The sequence below is a fragment of the Streptomyces sp. NPDC030799 genome, from assembly GCF_055572255.1.
Map to the genome: position 1 here is coordinate 176,385 of NZ_JBVIDS010000011.1, position 21,497 is coordinate 197,881.

Genomic DNA, 21,497 nt, shown 5'->3' on the forward strand with positions numbered 1-21,497 from the left:
ATGACCGCGTTCACCATGCCCTCGCTCGGCGCGGACATGGACGAGGGGCTGCTGCAGGAGTGGCTCGTGAGTCCCGGGGACCGGGTGCACAAGGGCGATGTCATGGCAGTCGTGGAGACCGAAAAGGCGGCCATCGAGGTCGAGTGCTTCGAGTCCGGGACGGTGGGGCGGCTGCTCGTGGAGCCCGGTACCCGGGTACCGGTGGGAACACCGCTCGCGCTGATCGAGGAGCAAGCCGTGCCAGACGAGCTGGCGGGCGTCGGGGAGGCCATCGTGAACAAGGCGCCCACGCGCGCGGCAGCCGGCCAGGAACCGGCCGCACGGCACCAGCGTCCGGTGCTTCGGAAGAAGGCGGCCCGCAAGCCCGGGGCGACTCCGGAGCCGGCACTCGCCGCATCCCGGAAGGAGCCGACCGACAAGCACGTACATGCACCCCCGGAGCCGTCCGGTGGAGCCGACTCGGTGATCGGCGCCGGTCCGCTCGTACGGCACCTGGCCGTGCTGCGCGGTGTCGACCTGACGACGCTGCACGGCACCGGCCCGAACGGCCGAATCACACGTGCCGACGTGGAGCACGCCCAGCCGCCTCTCGCCCCGAGGGTACGGGCCACCCCGTACGCACGGCGCCTCGCCCACGACCTCGGCGTCGACCTGGCGGCGGTGCGGGGCACCGGGGACGGCGGAGCCGTGCGGGCGGCGGACGTGCGCACGGCCCTGCGCACCCTTGCCGGAGGAAACGGACCCGAACGAACCGATCGAGGCCCGCTGAAGGGCGACAAGCATCCGGACGCCGCAGTACGAAGAGACAGCCGCCCGGAGGACCGTACGGACACCATGCGCCGTGCCATCGCCGACCTCATGAGCCGCTCCAAGCGGGAGATCCCGCACTACTACCTGTCCACCACCATCGACCTGACGGCGGCCGAGGACTGGCTCCGCCGGATCAACCGCGCTCGCACGCCCGCAGACCGACTCGTGCCCGCAGCCCTGCTCCTGAAAGCCGCCGCCGTCGCGGCACGCAAGGTGCCTGCGCTCAACGGCTACTGGCAGAACGGCGGATTCGCCCCCGCATCCGAGATCAACCTGGGCCTCGCGGTCTCGCTCCGGCAGGGCGGACTGCTCGCCCCGGTGATCCACAACGCCGACACACTGCCACCCGACACCCTCATGACCCGTCTCAAGGATCTCGTACAGCGTGCCCGCCGAGGCCGGCTGCGCGGGACCGAGATGGCCGGCGCCACCCTGACCGGCACCAGCCTGGGCGACCAGGGCGTGGAGGCCGTGTTCGGGGTGATCCACCCGCCCCAGGTGGCCCTGGTGGGCTTCGGCGCGGTCGTCGAGCGGCCCTGGGCCGCGGGCGGCATGCTCGGAGTGCGTCCGGTGGTGACCGCGACCTTGGCCGCCGACCACCGGGCCACGGACGGCGCCGTGGGGGCGCGCTATCTCACGGCGGTCGGCCGACTTCTGCAGAGACCGGAGGAGCTGTGAGTCAGATGAAGCCACTGAACAGCGCGGAGGCTCTGTCGCTGATCAAGGAGTCGATCACGCGGATCATCCCCGACGCCGACTTCACTCTGATCGAACCGGACGACAAGTTCCGCGATGTGCTCGAACTGGATTCGCTCGATTTCCTCAGCCTGGTCGAGCTGCTGTCCGAGCGTGCGGGCGTCCGTATCTACGAAGAGGACTACCCGGACCTGACCACGCTGTCCGACACGACGCGGTTCCTGGTCGAAAGGACCGCCCAGGGGTCATGACGACTCCCGGTGCAGCACGACTTTGAGGGCGCCTGTGCTGGTGCCGCGCGCGAACGCCTCATAGGCGTCTTCCATCCGGTCGAGTCCGAACGTGTGGGTGACCAACGGGGAGACGGGCAGATGGCCGAACCGCAACAGCTCCAGCAGCCACGGTGTGGAGGACGTGTCGACCTGGCCCGTGCTGATCGTCACGTTCTTGCGCCAGAGGGACTCCAGATGCAGTGACACCGGTTTGCCGTGCGTGCCGATGTTGGCGATGTGCCCTCCCGTGCGGACGGCCCGCGTGCAGAGCACGAAACCGTCCGGGTCGCCGGACGCCTCGATGACCACGTCGGCCCCCGGCCCCTCGGACAGGTCGGCGATCATGGTGCCTGGCGATTCGGCGGCATCCGCCCCCACGCGCTTGGCGTTCTCCAGCCGAGCGCCGGCCAGGTCGACGACGATGATCCTGCGGGGCGAGTAGAGCCGCGCAAGGACCACCGTGGCGAGACCGACGGGGCCGGCGCCCACCACGACGACGGTGTGTCCGGGTCCGACGTGTCCGTTGCGGACCCCGACCTCGTAGGCGGTGGGGAGGAGTTCGGCGAGCAAGACCGCGTCGGCGAGCGGGAGGTCGGGGGGCCGTCGGGTGGTGGAGTGATCCGCGAACGGCACGCGCACCAGTTCGGCCTGGGTGCCGTTGATCAGACTGCCCAGGATCCATCCGCCACCCCCACGGCACTGTCCGTACCTGCCGTCGCGGCAATCCGCGCAGTCACCGCAGGCCGAGACGGACGACACGATCACCTGATCGCCGGGGCGCAGGTGGTGGACCTGCTCACCGACGTCGACGACCTCGCCGACGGCCTCGTGGCCGAGGACCGTCCCCGGCTTCACCTCGGGGAAGTCGCCCCGCCGGATGTGCAGATCAGTGCCGCAGACGGTGGTGGCGTCGATCCGCACGATCGCGTCGGTCGCCTCCTCGATCACCGGATCGGGGACGGTGTCCCAGGAGGTGTGTGCCGGGCCGTGGTAGACGAGCGCTCGCACCGCTTTCACTCCCTCGCTCCCCCACCTCCACGGTCACCCCCGCACTGCACCCGGGCAACACGGCCGCTCGCAACACCTCAGTCCGGCTCCATGTACGGGCGGCGGAAGACCGGTGCCTGACCGGTGCCCCACGGGCGTACGGCCGCCAGCGCCTGGGTGACCGCGGACTCCAGCGCACCACTGGTGTCGACCGGGACGGCCTCGGGCCACGGCGGCTCCCTGGCAGCCATGGCGGTGGCGATGTCGGGACTGGCGTCGGAGATGCCCGGGGCGCGCGTGCTCAGGCGGGCCGCCGACAGTTCGCCCGGCACCTGGCAGTGGAGGGCCACCAGGTCGGCGCTGGTTCGGTCGGCCAGGCTCAGAGCAGCTTCGCGCTGTGCGGCGTCGGACCAGGTGGCGTCGAGCACCACCGATTCACCGGAGGAGAGCAGTGCGGCTGCGCGCTCGAGCAGGGCGGCGTAGGTCCTGGCCGTCCACTCGGGCGTGTACAGCCCTTCGCCGTAGCCCGCCGCGGCGGTCTGCTCCGGCGGGATGCCCGCCAGTTCCTTGCGCATGCGGTCACTGCTGAGCAGGGTGACCCCCAGCCGGTCGGCCAGCGCTCCGGAGAGTGTGGACTTCCCGCTGCCCGGCAGCCCACCGACGAGGGTGAGGCCGACGGCGGAGGTGCGCAGGTGGCGCAGTGCCATGGAGGCGAGCCGCCGCGCCGCCGCTTCGGCACCCGGCGCGCCCTGCCGGGCCTGGATCACCGAGACCTTGGCCCGGACGAAGGCGCGGTAGGCGACGTAGTGGTGCCACAGGGAAGGGGGCGCGGGATCCCCGGAGTATTCGCCGTACCGGGCGAGGAAGTAGGTCGCGGCCTCCGGGGCTCCGAGCTGTTCCAGGTCCATGGCGAGGAAGGCGGCGTCGTCCAGGCCGTCGACATAGCGGAGGCGGTCGTCGAACTCCATGCAGTCCAGGACGCGGGGGCCGTCGTCGAGGCAGAAGACGTCCTCGGCGAGCAGGTCGCCGTGGCCGTCGACGACCCGTCCCTGCTCGATGCGGGTGTCGAACAGCCGCTTGCGACCGGCGAGATAGCGGCGCACCAGCCCCTCGATCTCCGTCAGGCAGTCGGGCACGGCGCCCTCCACGCCCAGCGCGTGAACCTGCGCGAAGCTCGCCTCCCACCGTGCCGACAGCGCGTCCCGCGTGCCCTGCTCGTCCACGTCGCGGCCACGGGGTGCGTGCGCGTGCCATGCCGCCAGTTGCCGGGCGACGGTGCGAAGGACGTCGTCCACGACAGCCCCCGCCCGGACGAGGTGGGAGAGGCGGCGCTCCTCCGGCATGCGACGCATCACCACGAGTGGTTCAGGTGACTCCCCGTCGGGACTGCGGAACTCACCGAGTCCCACGTAGACGTCGGGGGCGAACCGGCGGTTGAGGGCTATTTCGCGCTCGCATCCGGCTCGGCGCGCAGCGACCGTGGTGTAGTCCAGGAACCCCAGATCGACCGGTTTCTTGAGCTTGTAGGCTCGGTCGCCGACGAAGAACAGCGTCGCGGTGTGGGTCTCGCACACCGCAGCACGCGACAGGGGCTCCCCGTCGCGCGGGACGCTCGACCGCAGAGCGGACACGTCGGCACGCGGCTCGCGGAGACCGGGCTCAGTCATGAGGAACCACGGCGACCGGGCAGCGTCCATGATGGACGGCGGCCTGCGCCACCGGACCGAGGTGAGGCGCCAGACCGGTACGGTGCCGGCGTCGGCCCACGACCAGCAGTGAGGCGCCCTCCGCGGCTCGTACGACGGCCTTGGCGGGGCTTTCGAGGCGGATGCTGTCGGCCACGTCCACCCGCGGGTACTTCTCCCGCCACGGCTGCAGCGCTTTGCTCACCTGCTCGTGCGTGACCCGGGTCGTCTCCTCGCTGAAGCCGTGGTCCACTCCCCAGGGCGTACGTGCGCGAAGCGGCACGCTGCGTCCATGGACCGCGAGGACGGGAACATCCCTGGCCGCAGCGGTATGAAAGGCGAAATCCAGTAGGTCGTCCGGCGATCCGCGCAGTTTCAGGGCCACAACGACACGGCTCGCGGCCAGGGCCGGCCTCCCCTGGTCCCGGGGCTCGGCGCGCACCAGCACCACGGGCCGCTCGGCCCGCGCCACGACGGGCATGCTGACGTCCCCCAGGAAGTAGCTCTCGACGGACTCGAGTCCTCGGGAGCCCAGGACGACCATCTCCGATTCGGAGGCCGCTTGGAGCAGGGCGTGCTGGGCGTCGTCGGCGACGAGGCTCTTGTCGATGGCCAGGCCCGGGTGGCGGGCCCGGAGTTCCGCCTGCGCCGTGTCGACGAGTCGTTTCGCCCAGTAGTTCTGATCGACTTCCGCGGGGAGACGAGCCGGTTCCGGGGCAAGCGTCGGCCACGCGTGCAGCAGCCGGAGAGCGAGCTTGCGCCTCCCGGCCTCGTCGGCGGCCCAACGGGCGGCGGCCAGACTCTCGGGCGAGCCGTCGAGGCCCACGGTGACGACTGGTTGCATGGCGGCGGTCTCCGTCTCGTAAGAAGCTGGAGGGGACGGCGAAGGAGTCCGATCGTGTGGACGGTCCGGACATGGCCTGCATACGGGAGCGACGAGTTTCTCCCCTTCGAGGATCTCCCGGTCCTCTCCACGGCGCATATGGACCCCGGGGGCGGACGCGAAAGCGGGGCGCGCGGCAGGAGAGGAGACGGACGCGGTGACGATTCCCCTGGTGGTGGGCGTCGACGGATCGGAGGCGAGCCTTGAGGCCGTCGACTGGGCCGCCGACGAGGCGGCCCGGCACGGGATCCCGCTCCACCTGCTGCACGCGGCCACCGGTGAGCAGGAGGCGTCCGCCGTGATCAGCGCTGCCTCGGCGCGCGCCAGGGAGGGCGCTCCGGCGGTGCGGTTGTCCAGCGAGGTGTCGCACGATGACGCGGCCTCCGCCTTGGTCGACAAGGGGCGTAATGCCTTCGCGCTGGTGCTGGGGAACAGGGGACTCGGAGATCTTTCCGGCATGCTCCTCGGCTCGGTCAGCCTCGCCGTGGCCGCACGCGCCGACTGCCCGGTGGTCGTGGTCCGCGGCAGATCGGAGCACCGCACTGGCCGGTTCGGAAGCGTCGTCGTGGGTGTCGAGGACGGGGAGGGCAGCGGCACAGCCGTGGACTTCGCGGTGCGCGAGGCCCAGGTGCGGCGCTGCCGACTCGAGGCCGTGCACGCCTGGAGCGCACCGTCCGGTGCGTGTACGACATCGCAGGCACCCTCATGGCAGTTGGAGGCCCACCGGCGTCCCCCGGCGCAGGTGCTCGACGACGCTCTGCGCCGGCCTGTGGAAAGGTACGGCGACGCCGCGGTGAGTCGGCACTTGATCGAGAAACCGGCCCGCCAGGCGCTGTTGGAGGCCGCGTCGACCGCGGATCTGCTGATCGTGGGTGCTCGGCGACGACTTGGGCATCCGGGGCTGCAACTCGGCCTGGTCAACCATGCGCTGCTGCATCACGCGCCGTGCCCCGTGGCCGTCGTACCCCAGATGTGACCGCCGCAGGACCGGGCCGCACGACCGGCTTCCAGGGCCGGTTGCCGGTGCCCCGGGGACCTTCGGCCCCGTGATCCAGGGCGGCTGTCGTCGGATCGTGGAGAAGCGCCAGGCAAGGAGAGAACGATGTCGCACACAGGACAGTGGAAGGTACGTCTCGACCTCTTCGAGGATGACGACGGAACGACGAAGGCCCATCTGGTGCTGGACACCGGCACCACCTCGCTCACCGGCCACGGAACCGCGCACTGCCATCCGGCGGACATGAACGTGCCGGAGATCGGCGACGAGCTGGCGGCAGGCAGGGCGCTGGTCGATCTGGCTCATCAGCTGCTGGAGACCGCCGAACGCGACGTCCAGTCCAACGCCCCACAACCCAGCACCCGTCAGACAGCCGGACAACCCCTCTGATGCCCAGCCGCTTCACAGGGTCCCGGTAGGTGTGTCCCGGGCGTCATCCGTCCGGAAAGAGATCTGCGCGGTGACCGAGACCACGCCGTCGACGCCCCGGCACAACTGCTCGATGACGGGGATCAGACTCCTGTGCTCCACGGTGCCTGCCAGGGCGACCCGCCCATCGCGCACCTCCGCGGTCACGTCCCTCGGATCGAGCCCCAACGTGCGCCGCAGAACGTCTCCGGTGATCTCCTCGCGGATGGCGTCGTCGCGGCGGAGGAAGACCCTCAGCAGATCACCACGGCTGACGATGCCCAGCAGCCGATCGGCTTCGTCGACCACGGGCAGGCGTTTGACGTTCTGGGCTTCCATGAGGCGGGCCGCCTCGACCACGGTCCACTCGGGCCGGGCGCACACCGCGGGAGCGGACATCAGTTCCTCGGCCCGGGATCCCTCGGCCTTGGCGCGTTCCCAGGCCTCCAGATGCGGAATGGGGGTCCTGCCGGACGGGTCGGCCTGGTCGGCGCTCTTGCGCAGCAGGTCGGCCTCGGACACCACGCCCATCGGACGGTCGAGCTCGTCCACCACGGGTACGGCGGTGACGTCGTTCTCTTCCAGCAGCCTGACGAGCTCCTTGAACGGCGTGTCGGGCCGGGCCCGGACGACGTCCCGGGACATGAGCTCCTCGACTGTTCGGTGATGCATGGTGCCTCCCGGGTGCGGGACACCCACCGCACGGATACGAGGCCGCCGCCTCGTGCGGCGGTGCGGCCCGCGTGGCAGGTTGGATACAGCACCATTCTGAGGAGAGGGCGGCGACCATGCGAGCTCACCTCGGCGACCAACTCGTCATCGAGAGTCCGGCGACCGGCGCAGCCAGGCGCGACGGCGAGATCGTCGGGCTCCACCACGACGACGGAACACCCCCCTACGACGTGCGCTGGTCGGACACGAACGATGTGACGCTCGTGTTTCCCGGCCCGGACGCCCACATACGCCATCTCGAGCACGAGCAGCCCCCGGGGGTGGGCGAGGCGCCGCCGACAACCGGCGAGGCGGCGGCCGCGTCCACGCTGACCAGGCCGGCCGGGACGGGCAATCCCGGTGACATCGGCCGGCGGGTGGCCGTCGAACGCCGAAGGCGTGGGCTCAGCCGAGAGGAGACGGCCGGCCGCGCGCGAATGTCGCCCTACTATCTGGCCTACCTGGAGGAACAGCCCGCCGATCCGACCTTGGCGACGCTCATCAGACTGGCCGACGCGCTGGGCACCTCGGTCGCCGCACTGCGTGGCGGAGGCATCGATCTCCCGCCCGGTCAGGGCCACGCACTGCTGCACCCTCAGCTTCGGGACCTCAGCCTGGAGGAGTGCCGCACCCTGCTCTCCACGCACGGGGTGGGGCGGGTCGCGGTGGTGACGTCCGAGGGCCGCCCGGCGGTCGTCCCGGTCAACTACGAATTCGTCGATGACGCCATCGTCTTCCGGACCGCGCCCGACTCCGTGACGGCGGCGGCAGCGGAGACGGAGGTCGCCTTCGAGGTCGACCACGTGGACGACGCCCTGAGCCAGGGCTGGAGCGTGCTCGCCGTCGGACCGGCACGGGTGGTGACGGACCCCGAGGCAGTACGCGAGCTCGCCCAACGCGCGCACACCACGCCGTGGGCGGGCGGCGCGCGCGAGATGTGGGTGTCGATCGAGCCCACCAACCTCACGGGCCGCCGGATCACGCCTGCCGATCAGTAGAGGGTCATGGCTCGGACGCGCTGGACCTCCTCGTCCGACCGCAGGAAGACCCGCAACAGGTCGCCACGGCTGACGATGCCGCGCAATCCGGCCTCGGCATCGACGACAGGGAGCCGTTTGACGTGGTGCACGGCCATGAGGCGCGCTGCCCGGGCCAGGGTGTCGTCGGGGCGGACCGTGACAACGGCGCGCTGATCACCTCCTCAGCACTCACACCTTCCGCCTTGGCCAGGCCGGACGGCAGTCGCATCCGCTCGGAGCGGGTGGGCCGGCGATCCCGGAACTCCTCCTTCGGCAGCAGGTCGGCCTCGGACACCACGCCGACGACCCGCCCTTCGCCGCTCAGGACCGGCGCGGCACTCACGTGCCGCTCGTCCATGACCCGCACGATGTCCTAGAACGGCGCGTCGCGCCCGACGGCGACCGCGGGTGTGGTCATCACATCGCTCGGCCGATGCCTGAAGTCAAGCATCACCATGACCTGACAGGTCGCAAACCGGCCGGAGAGCCACCCTGGCCCGGGACCCGGTGGCGTGTCGCGGCGCCGGGCAGGCAGTGCGACGGTATTCACAGGAGGACCTCGACAGCCGGGCGAGAAGGCGGTGACGGCTATGGAACTCCCACTGGTCGTGGGCGTCGACGGATCGGACTCCAGTCTGGCAGCGGTCGACTGGGCCGTGGACGAGGCGGCACGGCACGGTCTGCCCCTCCATCTCGTCCATGCCTCCCTCTGGGAGCTGTACGAGGGAGCCCAACCGTCCTTCAGCACCGAACGTCCGGCCGAGGAGGTCATGGCCGAGCACATCGTCGCGTCGTGCGTGGAACGGGCCCGGCGACGCAATCCCGAGGTCAAGGTGTCCGGAAAGGCGCTGCCGGAGGACGCCGTGTCCGCGCTGCTGCGGACGGCGCCCGAGGCGTTCGCCCTGGTCACGGGGTCACGTGGGCGCGGCGAGACCGCCGGGATGCTGCTGGGATCCGTCAGCCTCGCGGTCGCGGCCCGCGCCGTCTGCCCGGTCGTCGTCATCCGGGGCGCGGAGGCCAACCGCCGGGGAGCCCACGGCCGCGTGGTGGTGGGGGTCGGTGACGCGTCCGGTGGTGCGGGGGCCGTACGGTTCGCCGTCCGGGAAGCCGAGGTGCGCGGCTGCGCCCTGACAGCCGTACGGGCCTGGCGCAATCCGTCACAGGAACCCGTGGACCACATGCTGATCGCTGACGACGCCGCCCGGCTCCGCGAGGAGCGGGCCGCGACCAGCCTCGAAGACGCCCTGCGCGAGGCGGTACGAGAGCACCCTCAGGTGGACGTCCGTCGCAAGGCGGTCGAGGGCACCGCCCACCGGGTCCTCCTGCGGGAATCGGCCGAAGCGGACCTGATCGTCGTCGGCGCTCAGCGCCGGCACGGCCACTTCGGTCTGCAGCTCGGCCGGGTCGGCCACACCCTGCTGCACCACTCGGACTGCCCGGTCGCCGTCGTCCCCCAGCCGGTCTGAGGCCTGCCGCGGGCACCTGGGCCGGCACAGCCTGCGAAGGAGAGGGAAAGGTGGCGGATGTCGGAGTGGACATGGGAGTGGACGGGTTACGACCCCGCCGCCGAGCAACTGCGTGAGTCCCTCTGCACACTGGGCAACGGCTACTTCGCCACACGCGGCGCACTGCCGGAACACCGGGCCGGCCTGGTGCACTATCCAGGCACCTATGTAGCGGGGTGCTACAACCGCCTGGAGTCGACCGTGGCGGGGCGGCAGGTCGTGAACGAAGACGTGGTCAACCTTCCCAACTGGCTCTTTCTCCGGTTCCGGGTGCGCCGCACAGGCGGGACGTGGAGCCCGTGGTTCTCCCCCGGCATGCACACCCTCCTGGACCACCGGCACACCCTGGATCTGCGCCGCGGCACACTCGCACGGTCCTCCCGCCACCGGAACGACGAGCTGGGTGTGCTCAGCGTCGAGCAGATCCGCCTGGTGCACATGGAGGACCCGCACCTGGCCGCACTGCGGACGGTACTCACCGCCGAGGACTGGACCGGACAGATCGAAATCGAAAGCTCTCTGGACGGGGATGTCATCAACGGCAATGTGCACCGCTACCGCGCACTCGACCGCCACCACTTGAACCACGTGCGAACCGGTGCGCAGGAACCCCACACCACCTGGCTGTGCTGCCGCACCAGCACTTCGGACATCGCCGTCGCCCTGGCCGCCCGGACGACGGTCCGCGCGGACGAGGCTGCGGTCTCATCAGTGCTTCGGCCCACCCGCCACCGCGCCGTCCACCGTCTGGTCGTCCCGATCACCCGCGGCAGGTCTGTCATCGTGGACAAGACGGTGGCAGTGCACACCTCGCGGGACAAAGCGATCAGCGATGCCCTCGGCGAGGCCGTCGAGCGGGTGTCCGTGGCGGCGGACTTTCCGGCCTTGCTCGACTCCCATGTCGCGGCCTGGGAGCGGCTGTGGCGACGCACGGACGTACAAGTGCCCGGAGAAGCCGGCCGCATCCTGCGCTTCCATCTCTTCCATGTCCTGCAGACGCTGTCACCGCACACGGCGGAGCTGGATGTGGGCGTCCCGGCCCGGGGTCTGCACGGCGAGGCGTACCGGGGTCATGTGTTCTGGGACGAGCTCTTCGTCCTCCCCTATCTCAACCTGCATCTTCCGGAGGTGTCCCGGGCGCTGCTGAACTATCGCCACCGACGCCTCCCTCGGGCCTGCGCGGCGGCGAGCGCGGTCGGCAGGGCCGGGGCGATGTATCCGTGGCAGAGCGGCAGCAACGGGCGTGAGGAGTCCCAGGAATGGCATCTCAACCCCGCCTCGGGCCGCTGGCTGCCGGACCACTCGCGCCTTCAGCACCACGTGGGTTCGGCGATCGCCTACAACGTCTGGCAGTACTGCGAGGCCACCGGTGACACGGAGTACCTGCACACCAAAGGCGCGGAAATGCTGCTGCAGATCGCCCGCTTCTGGGCCGACTTGGCAGTCTTCGACCATGACACGCGCCGCTACCGGATCCGCGGTGTCGTCGGCCCCGACGAGTACCACGACGGCTATCCCGGTGCCGCGAAGCCCGGGCTCGACGACAACGCGTACACCAACGTCATGGCCGCCTGGGTCCTCACCCGCACTCTGGAGCTCGTGCGGCGCCTTCCCGCATGGCGGCGCGAGGAACTGTTCCAGCGGGTCCGGCTGAGCGCCGGCGCGCTGCCGGAGTGGGAGGAGGTCTCCAGACGCCTGCGGGTGCCCTTCCACCAAGGCGTCATCAGCCAGTTCGAGGGCTACGACGACCTCGCCGAACTCGACTGGGACGCCTACCGCGCACGCTACGGCACCATCCGGCGGCTGGACCGCGTGCTGGAGGCCGAGGGCGACACGGTCAACCGGTACAAGGCGTCCAAGCAGGCCGATGCCCTCATGCTCGGCTACCTGTTCTCGCCCACGGAACTGCGCGCTCTGTTCCGGCGTCTCGGATACCACCTGGACGACGAGATCTGGCGCAGCACCGTCGACTACTACCTCCAGCGCACCAGCCACGGCTCGACCCTCAGCGAACTCGTCCACGGCCTGGTCCTCGCCAGAGCCAGACGGGCCGACGCATGGCAGTACGTCCACGAAGCCCTGGAGGCAGATATCGCCGACATCCAGGGCGGCACCACGGGCGAAGGCATCCACCTCGGCGCCATGGCCGGAACCCTCGACCTGATCCAGCGCGGCCTGACGGGACTGGAGACACGCGAGGACGCCCTCTGGCTGGACCCGGTCCCACTTCCGGCGCTCTCCGAGTACGGCTTCACACTGCACTATCGCGGTCACTGGGGCATCGGCATGCGGCGCCGGAGCGGGCAGCTGGAGATCGCCGTACCCGCCTCGGAGGAATCGCCGATCCGCGTAGTGCTGGCCGACCGCGCGGTGACCATCGCCCCAGGGGAGACGTGCCCGCTCCTTCTGCCGAAGGACTGACGCTGCGGCGGTCGCCGGCTCGGCCACCCTCCACTCACAGGTCGCTCTCCGATGGCTACGGCCCGGGGCTGCCCCGTCGTGCCGAGTGTCGTGGCGGGGTATGGCTGCACGCGTGAACCTGGTCACGCCGCTCTCGGCATCTACTAGGCACGGTCGTGGAGCACAACCGCGCACCTGCGCCCGGGAAACCGGCTTCGTTGCCCCGCTCGCTACGGTCATGGGCCGTAACAGAGCGGTTGGCACCCAGCTGGGGTCCGAGCTAACGATGAGCTCTGCCTGCAGTGCCGCCGGCGCCACACCCCCCGGCAGTGCCCTCCGACGTGGGCATGCGAAAAGCCCGATCCGGCCTTCCACGGCCTGGCTGCGCGACCCGAGCGCAAGGAAGAAGGTCCCACATGTCCAGCGTCGCCCTGCTCGCCCAACCCGGGCACGGCGCCGTGTCGGCCGCAGCAGTCGGCCGGGTGATGGCCTTCCTGGACTATTTCGCCGGCGTCTTCACCCTGCTCTCGCTGACCGCCGTGGTGGCATGCGGGCTCGCGGCCACCGATCGGCTGGTGCTGACCCCCCGGCTGCGGGTGGCCGTGCAGTCCGTGCACCGGGCGAGCGCCGTCGCGGCGCTCGGCTTCCTGGGCACTCACATCGCGGTCAAGGTCGTCGAGCGGCACGCCGCTCCGCAGACCGCGGTGGTCCCCTTCACCGGCGGCACCGCCCTCGCGGTGAGTCTGGGCACCATCGCCTCCGACCTACTCGTTCTGATCACGGCCACCGGCGTGTTCCGCGGCCGGTTCGCCGGCTGCCGCCCCTGGCTGTGGCGGGTGCTGCACTCGACGGCGTACGTCTGCTGGCCGGTCTCCCTGGCGCACGGGCTGACGGCGGGGCGCAAGGCACACGCATGGGTGTTCTGGGGCTACGGCCTGTGCGCGGCCCTGGTGGCGCTCGCACTGCTGGTTCGCTCCCTTTCCTACCTGGGCCGCCGCCGGACCTTGCGCAGGCGTCAGCGCGGCGCCAAGGCGTATCGGCCCGCCGCCGTCCGCCCGGCCGCGCTAGCCGCCCTGTCGACGCGGTCTCCCCGGCCCGCGACCGGCGTCCGCCCGATCGCCCGGCCCGCGGCACCGACGACGGCTCGCCGGTACGCACCGATCGCCGGCGTACCCAAACGACCGAGGCACGCCATGAGACCAGGGCCCCGGCCGCTCCGCCTCGCCCAGCCCAGGAGCAGCGAATGAAGGACGCCCCGCTGGAGCTGCCCGAGGTGGGTTGGCTGGAGGCCGCCCGGTTGACCGCCGGCCTGGACCGCCACCAGCGCCTGGACCTCGCCGCCCACACTCGTGTCCACCGGCCCCTGCGCCCATTGGGCCGGGACGGTCTGCTCGCCCTCGCCGAGGCGGTCGCCCTGTCCGGCCGTGGCGGTGCCGGCTTCCCGTTCGCCCGCAAGGCCCGGGCCGCGCTCGCCACCACCGACCGCACGGGCGCGTCACCGGTCATCGTGGTGAACGGCGCCGAGGGCGAACCGGCCAGCGCCAAGGACAAGATGCTGCTGGCCCGCGTGCCCCATCTGGTGCTGGACGGCGCCTGTCTGGCCGCGGCCGCGTTCGGCGCCGAGGAGATCGTGATCGGTGTCGCCGCGGGCAGCCCCGGAGAGATATCGGTCCCGGCCGCCCTCGCCGAGCGCGAACTTCCCTGCCCGGCCCGGACCGTATCCCTGCCCGAGCGCTTCGTCTCCGGCGAATCCGGGGCCCTGATCCGTGGCGTCAACGGTCTGCCGGTGATACCGGCACCTCTGAAGGCCCGCGCGGCCGGCGGCGCAGCGGGCGGGGTGCGTCGTCGGCCGACGCTGCTCTCCAACGCCGAGACCTGGGCCCAAATCGCCGTCGCGGCCCGACTCGGACCCGACGCCTACGCCTCCGTCGGCACCCCAGAGGAACCCGGCACGGCCCTGCTCACCGTCAACCGGTCAGGCGCCGATCCGCTGGTGGTCGAGGTTCCGACCGGCACCCGGCTGGGCCCGGTACTGGATGCCTGCGGACTCCAGCCGGGCGCGGGAGTGCTGGTGGGCGGATACCACGGCGCCTGGCTGCCGCCGTCGGACGCCATCGACGCGCCGCTCTCCCGTGCCGGGCTCGCCGCCCTCGGCGGGACCCTTGGCGCGGGCGCGATCGTCGCTCTCCCCGACGACACCTGCCCGCTCGGCGAGAGCGCCCAGGTCGCGGCTTGGCTGGCGGTCGAGTCCACCGGCCAGTGCGGACCGTGCAAACGTGGCCTGCCCGAGGCCGCCGAGGCCCTGGCCATGCTGGCCGCTGGTGCCGCCGAGCCCACAGTGCTGGAGGACGCCCGGCGTGCCCTCGGTGCGGCCCAGGCCGGTGGCGTCTGCTCGCACCCGGACGGCACGGCCCGCTTCCTGCTCAGCGCGCTGGACGTCTTCGCCGAGGACGTCGACGCCCACCTGTCCGGCCCCGGCTGCGGCCGCCCCGTACGTGGCGTACTGCCCCTCCCGCCCGCCAAGGGCGCCCGGCTGGAGGTCGACTGGTCCCGCTGCACCGGCCACGGCCTGTGCGCCGTGCTGGCCCCCGACCTCATTCGCCTCGGCCCGCACGGCTACCCCACCTCCGCCACGATCCGGGTCGCCCCGTGGCAGGAGCACGGCGCCCGCCGCGCCGTCAACCAGTGCCCGGCCCTGGCCATACGTCTCCAGCACCGCGTGTGACTCCTCCCGTGAAGGCAACCTGCGCGTACCTGCCGCGCGGGGCAGGCGAGGCCGAACTCGTGATGATGCTGCGCATGGTGAAAAAGCGCGGTTCTGCCAATTGCCCGCCTCTTGGTCAATGTGGTCGATATCGTCGACCGATACCGGCCTATACGTCACACTGAGCGGCGGAGGGGGGACGGGCGCGGCGGCGGTGCGGCAGCGTGCCATCCCGAAGTACGCGCTGCCTTGGGGAAGGCGGTGTCGGGATCAGCAGGGGGATGCGTGACACAGTCGCTGCCGGGACAACGTCCTGCCCGCGAGCAGGGGTTCACCGGCCGTACGGGGCTTCCGGTCGTCGTGGTCGGGGCGGGTCCGTACGGTCTGTCGGTGGCCGCGCATCTTCGGGCGGCCGGGATACCGGTCCGCATCTTCGGTGAGGTGATGGGCAGTTGGCGGCACGCCATGGCCACCGGCATGTTCTTGAAATCGACCCCGGACGCGACCGACCTCTCCGCACCGGAGCCCGGCGGGCGCCTGGCAGACTTCCGCCGGATGCACGGTGAGCCGGAGCTGACAGAGCTGACGCCGATCCCGTGCGACGTGTTCGTGCGGTACGGGATGTGGTTCCAGAAACGGTACGTCGGCGAGGTGGACCCGCGCCGGGTCGTGACCGTCGAACGGGCCCCGGCAGGCCGAGGGTTCCTCGTCCGGCTGAATGACGGACAGGAGCTGCCGGCCGCCGCCGTCGTGGTGGCGACCGGCCTGAACGGGCTCGCCGACATCCCCGAGGAACTGCGGCGTCTCGCCCCCGAGGGACCTGGTCCGGCTGCCCTGGTCTCGCACACCAGCCACCACACCGACCTGTCTCCTTATGCCGGTCAGCGCGTCGCCGTGGTCGGCGGTGGCCAGTCCGCCCTGGAGAGCGCCGCGTTGCTGCACGAGGCCGGCGCCGAGGTACAGGTGCTGGTTCGGGAACCACGCGTGCTGTGGGGGACGAAACCGGCTTTGGCCCGGCCCTGGACACAGCGGGTGGCCAGGCCCGCTTCGCCCCTGGGAACGGGATGGGCCCTGGCCGCCGTCTGCAAGGCCCCGGGAGGAGTGCGCAGGCTTCCCGCGGCCGCGCGCATGCTGCTGTTCCGCCGCGCGCTGGGACCGTCGGGCGGATGGTGGCTGCGGGACCGGGTCGAGAACATCGTGCCGGTCCGTACGTCCACCCGCGTCACCCGGGCGGTAGTGGAGGGTACCGGAGTACGCCTGGAACTCTCCGGGCAGGGCGGGGCGGAGACGACGCTCACCGTGGATCACGTTCTCGCGGCCACTGGCTATCGCCTCGACCTGGACGCGGTCCCGTTCCTGTCGCCCGCGGTGCGCGTCACCCTGGCCTGCGTCCGCGGCTCGAAGGCACCCCAGCTGTCCGCATGGTTCGAGTCGTCGGTGCCGGGCCTGTACTTCACCGGTTCGCTCGCCGCCCCGATGTTCGGCCCGATGATGCGGTTCGTGGCAGGGACGGAGTTCGCCGCCAGGCGCATCACCCGGCACGCCTCCCGGCTCTCCGTACCCGGCTGATCGACGGCGCCGAGAGCGAGACACGGTGAGGCGTCGGCGTACGCCGTAGGCCGCCGCTCCGAGGGCGATCGCCGCCGCGCCCCACGCCACCCACGGTCTGCCGGGCTCATCAGCATGCAGCTGGGGCCCGCAAACGGGCTCCCCGATTCCCCGGCCGACGCCGCCCACCGGCTCAGCACCGCCCGAATGTGCGGAGTCAGGGCCGCCGGCTACGCCTCGCCACTGCATTACTCGCCATGACAAGAGCACCCCAGCGGCCCGCCGCAGTGACCCATGCATCGTTCGAACACCATGGCCTGGCCGTGACTGTTGGGATGCTCCGAGCGGAGCCGGAAGGACTCCCGGCGACATCCCGATCATGGCCTACGTCACGAGCGAGCCGGGCGGAGAGACTGTGAGCCAGCGCGTGGTCGCCGGGCGCGCACGGTCCTGGAAGTGTGCAGGCCCAGAAGAGGCGCTGAAGCGCGACACGGTTCCGGCGGCCGTCAATCGCCCGCGATGGCGCGCCGGTTGCGACCCTGGCGTCGCATGTCGACGCCGGTAACCTCGCCCGCAGTGAGGAGCCCCGCGGCGCGCATGCGTCCGGCTCGATCCCGCGATCACCTGGCTCACGCCGCCTTGCAGTGCTCGTTGGCGCTTAGGACGGTCCGCAGTCGCTGGTAGCGGTCGAGGTCTTCCCAGGTGTCGTGGTCGGGCGGGCTGGGGTTGCGGTGTCCGGTGCTCCAGGCCCAGATGCTGGCGGCGATGCCGACGACGAGCGGGATGAGCAGCCACAGCAGGGCGCCCACGGTTTCAGCCTCCTTCGATGCGATGGGACGGGCGGGCCAGGCAGCTCTCAGGCGGTCAGCTGCTTGGGTCCGCCGCCGGAGATGGCGATCTTGCGGGGCTTGGCGTGTGCGGCCAGGGGGATGCGCAGGGTGAGGACGCCGTTGTCGTACGCGGCCTCGGCGGCAGCCGTGTCCAGGGCGTCGGACAGGGCCAGGCGGCGGGTGAACCGGCCGGTGGGCCGCTCGGTCAGTACGGCACGGGCGTCGGCCGGGATCGGGGAGGGCCGCTCGGCGGTCAGGGTCAGCGCGTGCTGTTCCGTGGTCAGCTCAATGGTGGAGCGGTCCATGCCGGGCAGGTCGAATTGCAGGTAGAGCGCTTCGTCATCGCGCCAGGCATCCACCGGGACGACGGTGCCGGCCGGGGCGGCGGCATGCGCGAGCTGATGGGTGAGCCGTTCGAGATCGCCCAGACCGCCCGTACGCGCAAGCATGTCCAACTTCTCCCTCCCTGAAGGCAGGCCGCAGGGGCTGCGGCCCGACGATCGAGTACCGGCTATTCGTATAACCGACAAGAGATTCACTGACAAGTTCCGACTGCATGAAGTTGACACTGAGCGACTCAATTCACTATCACGGGCAGTGAGTGTTCGGTTGCGCCGATGGCCTTGGCTGCCGGGGCGGCCTGGGCGGTCGGCGCACGGGAAGGCCGGAAGGGAGGAGCTGGTGACCGAAGAGATGAAGAGTGTCCGGCTGCTGGGGGCCCGCGGCGTTTCGGCGGTCGTTTTCGGCGCGCTGACGCTGCTCTGGCCGCAGTTGACGGTGCTGGCCCTGGCCTGGGTGTTCGGCGCGTACGCCCTGGTGGACGGCGCGATGCTCATCGCTACGGCGTGGCGGCACCGGCATGAACGCCGGCCTGCCGCGGCCTGTGCGGCGGCCGGCGCACTGGGGGTGGTGGCCGGACTGGTCACGGCCCTGTGGCCGGGCCTGACGGCCTTGGCGCTGGTAGTCATGGCGGGCGCCTGGGCCATCGTGACGGGATGCCTGGAGTTGTGGGTCGCCACACGGATGCGGCACGCGAGGTGGTTGCGGGCCTCCGCCGTCGTGTCAGTGGCGGCGGGTGTGCTGCTCTGGCTGCGCCCGGATGCCGGCGCCGTTGCCATCGCCCTGGTTCTGGGCGTGTACGCGCTGATCGCGGGCGGCCTGTGGCTGATCGCGGCCTGGCGGGAGTACCGCACCCTTGCCGAGCACGGTTCGCGGTCGTGGACCAGGCCGGCGTCCGGTGCCCGCGTGGCTCACTGACCACTCTGCTCCCCGCGCCCCCAAGGGCGCCGCACCGCAGGCCCGCAGGTGCCTGCGGTGCGCCACGTTTACCGAAAGGCAGGTGAGCATCGTGACGCGGCTGCACACCAACGGCGGCGATCTGGTGGTGCGTCTGCCGTGGCGGTGGGCGCTGGCGGCGCGGCGCCGCAGCGTGCGCCTGCCGCTTGAGTGCGTGGACGAGGTCCGCGTGGAGCCGCACTGGTGGCGCGCGGTCCGCCCGCACCCCGGGCCCCGCTACCGCTTCCGCCCGGGGCGCTGGTGCGTGGGCGAGCTGGAGCACAGTCGTGGCCGGGACTTCGCCGCCTTGAGCACCCAGGGCCCAGTGCTCGTAGTGACGACCTTCGGTCACGACGCCCCCTACGCCCGTCTGGCTGTGTCCACCCCCGATCCGGAGGCCGACGCAGCCTGGCTGCGGCAGACCGCCGCCAACAATTGCCCGAAAAAAAGTTGAGCCGACTGTTGTCAACTTTTCGGCGCAGTGGTACATCGGAAGAGAGCGAAGGACGCGAGATGGACGACAAGGAGGGATGAAGATGCTGATGCGTACAGATCCCTTCCGCGAGCTTGACCGGCTCGTCGAGCGGGTCTGGGGTACGGCCGCGCACCCGGCGGGCATGCCGTTGGACGCCTGGCGTGAGGGCGAGATGTTCTTCGTGGAGATGGACCTGCCGGGCGTGGACCCCGAGTCGATCGACCTCGATGTCGAGCGCAACGTCCTGACCGTGAAGGCCGAACGCAAGCCGGCGTACGGCGAGAACAGTGACACAGTGATCACCGAGCGGCCCGCGGGGACGTTCAGCCGGCAGCTGTTCCTCGGTGAGACCCTCGACACCGACAAGATCGAAGCCTCCTACGAGGCCGGTGTGCTGAGGCTGCAGATCCCGGTCGCCGAGCAGGCCAAGCCCCGCAAGATCGCCGTCAGCGGCGGCAGCGATCGCAAGGAACTGGGCAGCTGACGCGACAGCAACACCACTGCTTCAGGGCTTCGGGCATCAGTCCGGAGCCCTGACGCCGTCCCTGCCTCTCGGGGCATACCGGCCGTCAGACATCGGGGGGCCGACGGCGGGTGACGGTCTTTCTGGCCGTGGCATGGCCAAGCCATGCACGGCAGAGCCCGACGCCGAGGGCAGGTGAGTAGTCCGGTGGGCGCGGTACGCCGTTCTCCACCGTCCGGCTGCGGACCAAGGTCACCCGCGGCGCCGGCTCCCGCACCGCCGCCCTGGCCATGGTCGTCAAACTCGTCGAGTCCGCCCAGCAGCGGTGGCGGGTGGTTGACGCACCCCACCTCGTTGACCTGGTCCGTGCCGGAGCCCGCTTCGAACGCGGCCAGATCGTCGAGCGAACCAGCGCCCTCGTGGCACGAGTGACCCCAGCGCCGCTGAATCTGCATGTGCTGGTGAGCGTTCGTCAGGGCAGGTCGCATGCCCTGGTCCGTCTGAATGACGAGATCGGTCTCCGCCACCCGACGGAGACGCACGCTCCCCGTGGCGGATGTACTTGGGCAGGGGATGTCCGAGGCTGGAGTTCCCGCTGAGGAAGGGCTGTCCAGGTGGAACGCTGGGACCGGGTCGGACGGTGCGCAGGATACGGGGCGGCGCTGGCTGTGTCGCCCTATTTGTTGATCAAAGTGTCGTGGGTCGTCGGCTCGCTACTGGGACTGGCGCCGATCGGCGAGGGGTTCAACCTGGCCGGTTGGGTCCTCCTCAATACCGTGACCATCGGCATGGCGGGCACTGGGATGGCTCTGGCGCTCGCCCTGGCGCGGCCTTGGGGCATGCGGATACCGGGGCGACTGGTGGCCTTCTGCGCCTGGACGGGGGCAGGGTTCCTCGTGTCAATCCTGCCGTACGCCGTACTCAGTACGGTGCTGGATACTGCGCGCGGCGGCGAAAAGAGCGGGAGCGACGACTCCGCCATGCCTGGCTGGGAAGGCGCACTGATCCAGTTTGGCTTCATCGGGATGGGGCTGGGGCTGGCCCTCGCTCTCCCCGCCTACCTGCGGCGACGCTGGCCGGAAGTTTTCACCGCGAGAGTCGGGGACGGTACCCGTACCGCTGCGCCGTGGGCCGCTGCTGTCGCAGCCGTCGTCGGTCTTGCCTGGCTGTACTGGGCAGTTGGCGGCACCCTCGGAGTCACGCACCCGGCCGAGCGGGATACCAATGGGTGCCTGCTGACGGCTGTGGGTGCATTCTGGGCGCTTGCCGGATCCGCCGCCGTCTGGATGCTCGCCCGACAACACCCTGCCCGAGTGCCCCACCGCCTCCTGCTGGCGCTCGGCTGGCTCGGGTCAGGCTCGCTCTTCGCGTGGAGCGGCTGGAAACTGCCCCTCACGCTATTCGTGGCACTGGCCCACCCCCGTGACGTCACCTTGCCGGAAAACCTCGCCGTCGCTGCGGTGCTGCACGCCGCCGCCGTCGTGGCGGGGGTCGGCATGCTGAGAACACTTGTCGGCTCACGCCCACGCACCCCCGCATACAGCCGACGCGAACGGGAACGCCAGGCCCGCGGCCGAGCCACTACCGCTGCCCAGTCTGAGACATCCGAGCACACCGGCCGCACGGCGGCGGGGCCGGCATCAGGAGCCGGGTAGGCGTTCCGGTTCCCCGCCGTCGGCGTCGAACACCTTGGTGAAGGTGGCCCCGCATCGGCAGCGGGAGTGTTCGATCAGCTCGCCGTCGGCCGACACGCTCAGCCCCTGGCTGAGCCGCACGTGTACATGATCACCCATGAGGAGCTGCCTTCCTTGACGTCTCTGATCCCGTCA

Annotated in this window: 21 protein-coding genes and 3 pseudogenes; 16 read left to right on the forward strand and 8 right to left on the reverse strand. The window is 71.0% G+C overall.

The features are described from left to right. Together ACZ41I_RS26870 and ACZ41I_RS26875 are read left to right on the forward strand one after the other, a co-directional pair. Positions 1-1,488 carry a dihydrolipoamide acetyltransferase family protein gene (locus ACZ41I_RS26870; protein ID WP_468515235.1) on the forward strand — a complete coding sequence of 496 codons (1,488 nt, stop codon included), beginning with the start codon at positions 1-3 and terminating at the stop codon, positions 1,486-1,488. Between the two features lie 5 nt (positions 1,489-1,493). Next, positions 1,494-1,757 carry an acyl carrier protein gene (locus ACZ41I_RS26875; RefSeq protein ID WP_468515236.1) on the forward strand — a complete coding sequence of 88 codons (264 nt, stop codon included), beginning with the start codon at positions 1,494-1,496 and terminating at the stop codon, positions 1,755-1,757. Here the strand turns inward: ACZ41I_RS26875 and ACZ41I_RS26880 are convergent. The 3 genes from ACZ41I_RS26880 to ACZ41I_RS26890 all read right to left on the reverse strand — a co-directional run bounded on the left by ACZ41I_RS26880 (position 1,752) and on the right by ACZ41I_RS26890 (position 5,294). Further along, positions 1,752-2,786: an alcohol dehydrogenase catalytic domain-containing protein gene (locus ACZ41I_RS26880; protein WP_468515237.1), complete on the reverse strand. Its 1,035-nt coding sequence runs from the start codon at positions 2,784-2,786 to the stop codon at positions 1,752-1,754. The two genes, ACZ41I_RS26875 and ACZ41I_RS26880, sit on opposite strands and share 6 nt — an antisense overlap. Before the next feature lie 77 nt (positions 2,787-2,863). Next, on the reverse strand, positions 2,864-4,339 hold the full coding sequence (locus ACZ41I_RS26885; RefSeq protein WP_468515351.1) for a bifunctional aminoglycoside phosphotransferase/ATP-binding protein: 1,476 nt from the start codon (positions 4,337-4,339) through the stop codon (positions 2,864-2,866). A gap of 85 nt (positions 4,340-4,424) precedes the next feature. Beyond that, positions 4,425-5,294 carry a universal stress protein gene (locus ACZ41I_RS26890; RefSeq protein WP_468515238.1) on the reverse strand — a complete coding sequence of 290 codons (870 nt, stop codon included), beginning with the start codon at positions 5,292-5,294 and terminating at the stop codon, positions 4,425-4,427. 196 nt (positions 5,295-5,490) lie between these two features. On the opposite strand from ACZ41I_RS26890, the gene ACZ41I_RS26895 reads away from it, so the two are divergent. Both ACZ41I_RS26895 and ACZ41I_RS26900 read left to right on the forward strand, forming a co-directional pair. Further along, positions 5,491-6,309, forward strand: a complete 819-nt coding sequence (locus tag ACZ41I_RS26895; protein WP_468318051.1) for a universal stress protein — start codon at positions 5,491-5,493, stop codon at positions 6,307-6,309. A gap of 126 nt (positions 6,310-6,435) precedes the next feature. Beyond that, positions 6,436-6,720, forward strand: coding sequence for a DUF1876 domain-containing protein (locus ACZ41I_RS26900; RefSeq protein ID WP_468318048.1), 285 nt, complete (start codon positions 6,436-6,438; stop codon positions 6,718-6,720). Positions 6,721-6,732: 12 nt separating this feature from the next. Here the strand turns inward: ACZ41I_RS26900 and ACZ41I_RS26905 are convergent, their stop codons facing one another. Continuing rightward, positions 6,733-7,410 carry a CBS domain-containing protein gene (locus ACZ41I_RS26905; protein WP_365331988.1) on the reverse strand — a complete coding sequence of 226 codons (678 nt, stop codon included), beginning with the start codon at positions 7,408-7,410 and terminating at the stop codon, positions 6,733-6,735. A gap of 116 nt (positions 7,411-7,526) precedes the next feature. On the opposite strand from ACZ41I_RS26905, the gene ACZ41I_RS26910 reads away from it, so the two are divergent. Then, a complete protein-coding gene (locus tag ACZ41I_RS26910) occupies positions 7,527-8,447 on the forward strand; it encodes a pyridoxamine 5'-phosphate oxidase family protein (protein WP_468515239.1) in 921 nt (306 codons plus the stop codon). A gap of 20 nt (positions 8,448-8,467) precedes the next feature. On the opposite strand, the pseudogene ACZ41I_RS26915 reads toward ACZ41I_RS26910, so the two are convergent. Continuing rightward, positions 8,468-8,826: pseudogene (locus tag ACZ41I_RS26915) on the reverse strand (CBS domain-containing protein); the annotation flags it as partial. 232 nt (positions 8,827-9,058) lie between these two features. Between ACZ41I_RS26915 and ACZ41I_RS26920 the strand changes: the two are divergent. From ACZ41I_RS26920 to ACZ41I_RS26945, 6 genes and pseudogenes are all read left to right on the forward strand, one after another. Next, positions 9,059-9,934: a universal stress protein gene (locus ACZ41I_RS26920; RefSeq protein ID WP_468515240.1), complete on the forward strand. Its 876-nt coding sequence runs from the start codon at positions 9,059-9,061 to the stop codon at positions 9,932-9,934. A gap of 57 nt (positions 9,935-9,991) precedes the next feature. After that, entirely contained in the window at positions 9,992-12,394 is a 2,403-nt protein-coding gene (locus ACZ41I_RS26925; RefSeq protein WP_468515241.1) for a glycoside hydrolase family 65 protein, read from the forward strand. Between the two features lie 395 nt (positions 12,395-12,789). Further along, on the forward strand, positions 12,790-13,620 hold the full coding sequence (locus tag ACZ41I_RS26930) for a hypothetical protein (protein WP_468318034.1): 831 nt from the start codon (positions 12,790-12,792) through the stop codon (positions 13,618-13,620). After that, entirely contained in the window at positions 13,617-15,098 is a 1,482-nt protein-coding gene (locus ACZ41I_RS26935; RefSeq protein WP_468515242.1) for an NADH-ubiquinone oxidoreductase-F iron-sulfur binding region domain-containing protein, read from the forward strand. Before ACZ41I_RS26930 ends, ACZ41I_RS26935 begins: the two co-directional genes overlap by 4 nt. A gap of 264 nt (positions 15,099-15,362) precedes the next feature. Beyond that, complete coding sequence (locus ACZ41I_RS26940; protein ID WP_468515243.1) at positions 15,363-16,646, forward strand: FAD-dependent oxidoreductase; 1,284 nt, start codon at positions 15,363-15,365, stop codon at positions 16,644-16,646. 92 nt (positions 16,647-16,738) lie between these two features. Continuing rightward, a pseudogene (locus tag ACZ41I_RS26945) lies at positions 16,739-16,828 on the forward strand (IS5/IS1182 family transposase); the annotation flags it as partial. A gap of 426 nt (positions 16,829-17,254) precedes the next feature. On the opposite strand, the gene ACZ41I_RS26950 reads toward ACZ41I_RS26945, so the two are convergent. Beyond that, the gene (locus ACZ41I_RS26950) at positions 17,255-17,434 is read right to left on the reverse strand and encodes a hypothetical protein (RefSeq protein WP_363219719.1); all 180 of its coding nucleotides are present in this window, start codon (positions 17,432-17,434) and stop codon (positions 17,255-17,257) included. 47 nt (positions 17,435-17,481) lie between these two features. Continuing rightward, a complete protein-coding gene (locus tag ACZ41I_RS26955; protein WP_468515244.1) occupies positions 17,482-17,904 on the reverse strand; it encodes an Hsp20/alpha crystallin family protein in 423 nt (140 codons plus the stop codon). Positions 17,905-18,136: 232 nt separating this feature from the next. On the opposite strand from ACZ41I_RS26955, the gene ACZ41I_RS26960 reads away from it, so the two are divergent. From ACZ41I_RS26960 to ACZ41I_RS26980, 5 genes and pseudogenes are all read left to right on the forward strand, one after another. After that, entirely contained in the window at positions 18,137-18,712 is a 576-nt protein-coding gene (locus ACZ41I_RS26960; RefSeq protein WP_468515245.1) for an HdeD family acid-resistance protein, read from the forward strand. An 82-nt stretch (positions 18,713-18,794) separates the two neighbouring features. Beyond that, on the forward strand, positions 18,795-19,184 hold the full coding sequence (locus tag ACZ41I_RS26965; RefSeq protein WP_468515246.1) for a hypothetical protein: 390 nt from the start codon (positions 18,795-18,797) through the stop codon (positions 19,182-19,184). An 82-nt stretch (positions 19,185-19,266) separates the two neighbouring features. After that, the gene (locus ACZ41I_RS26970; protein ID WP_399774970.1) at positions 19,267-19,689 is read left to right on the forward strand and encodes an Hsp20/alpha crystallin family protein; all 423 of its coding nucleotides are present in this window, start codon (positions 19,267-19,269) and stop codon (positions 19,687-19,689) included. A gap of 203 nt (positions 19,690-19,892) precedes the next feature. After that, a pseudogene (locus ACZ41I_RS26975) lies at positions 19,893-20,087 on the forward strand (IS256 family transposase); the annotation flags it as partial. Positions 20,088-20,282: 195 nt separating this feature from the next. Beyond that, entirely contained in the window at positions 20,283-21,323 is a 1,041-nt protein-coding gene (locus tag ACZ41I_RS26980) for a hypothetical protein (protein ID WP_468515247.1), read from the forward strand. Here ACZ41I_RS26980 and ACZ41I_RS26985 read toward each other — a convergent pair. Then, on the reverse strand, positions 21,309-21,461 hold the full coding sequence (locus tag ACZ41I_RS26985; RefSeq protein WP_208030453.1) for a hypothetical protein: 153 nt from the start codon (positions 21,459-21,461) through the stop codon (positions 21,309-21,311). The genes ACZ41I_RS26980 and ACZ41I_RS26985 overlap by 15 nt on opposite strands. Between the last annotated feature and the right edge of the window lie 36 nt (positions 21,462-21,497).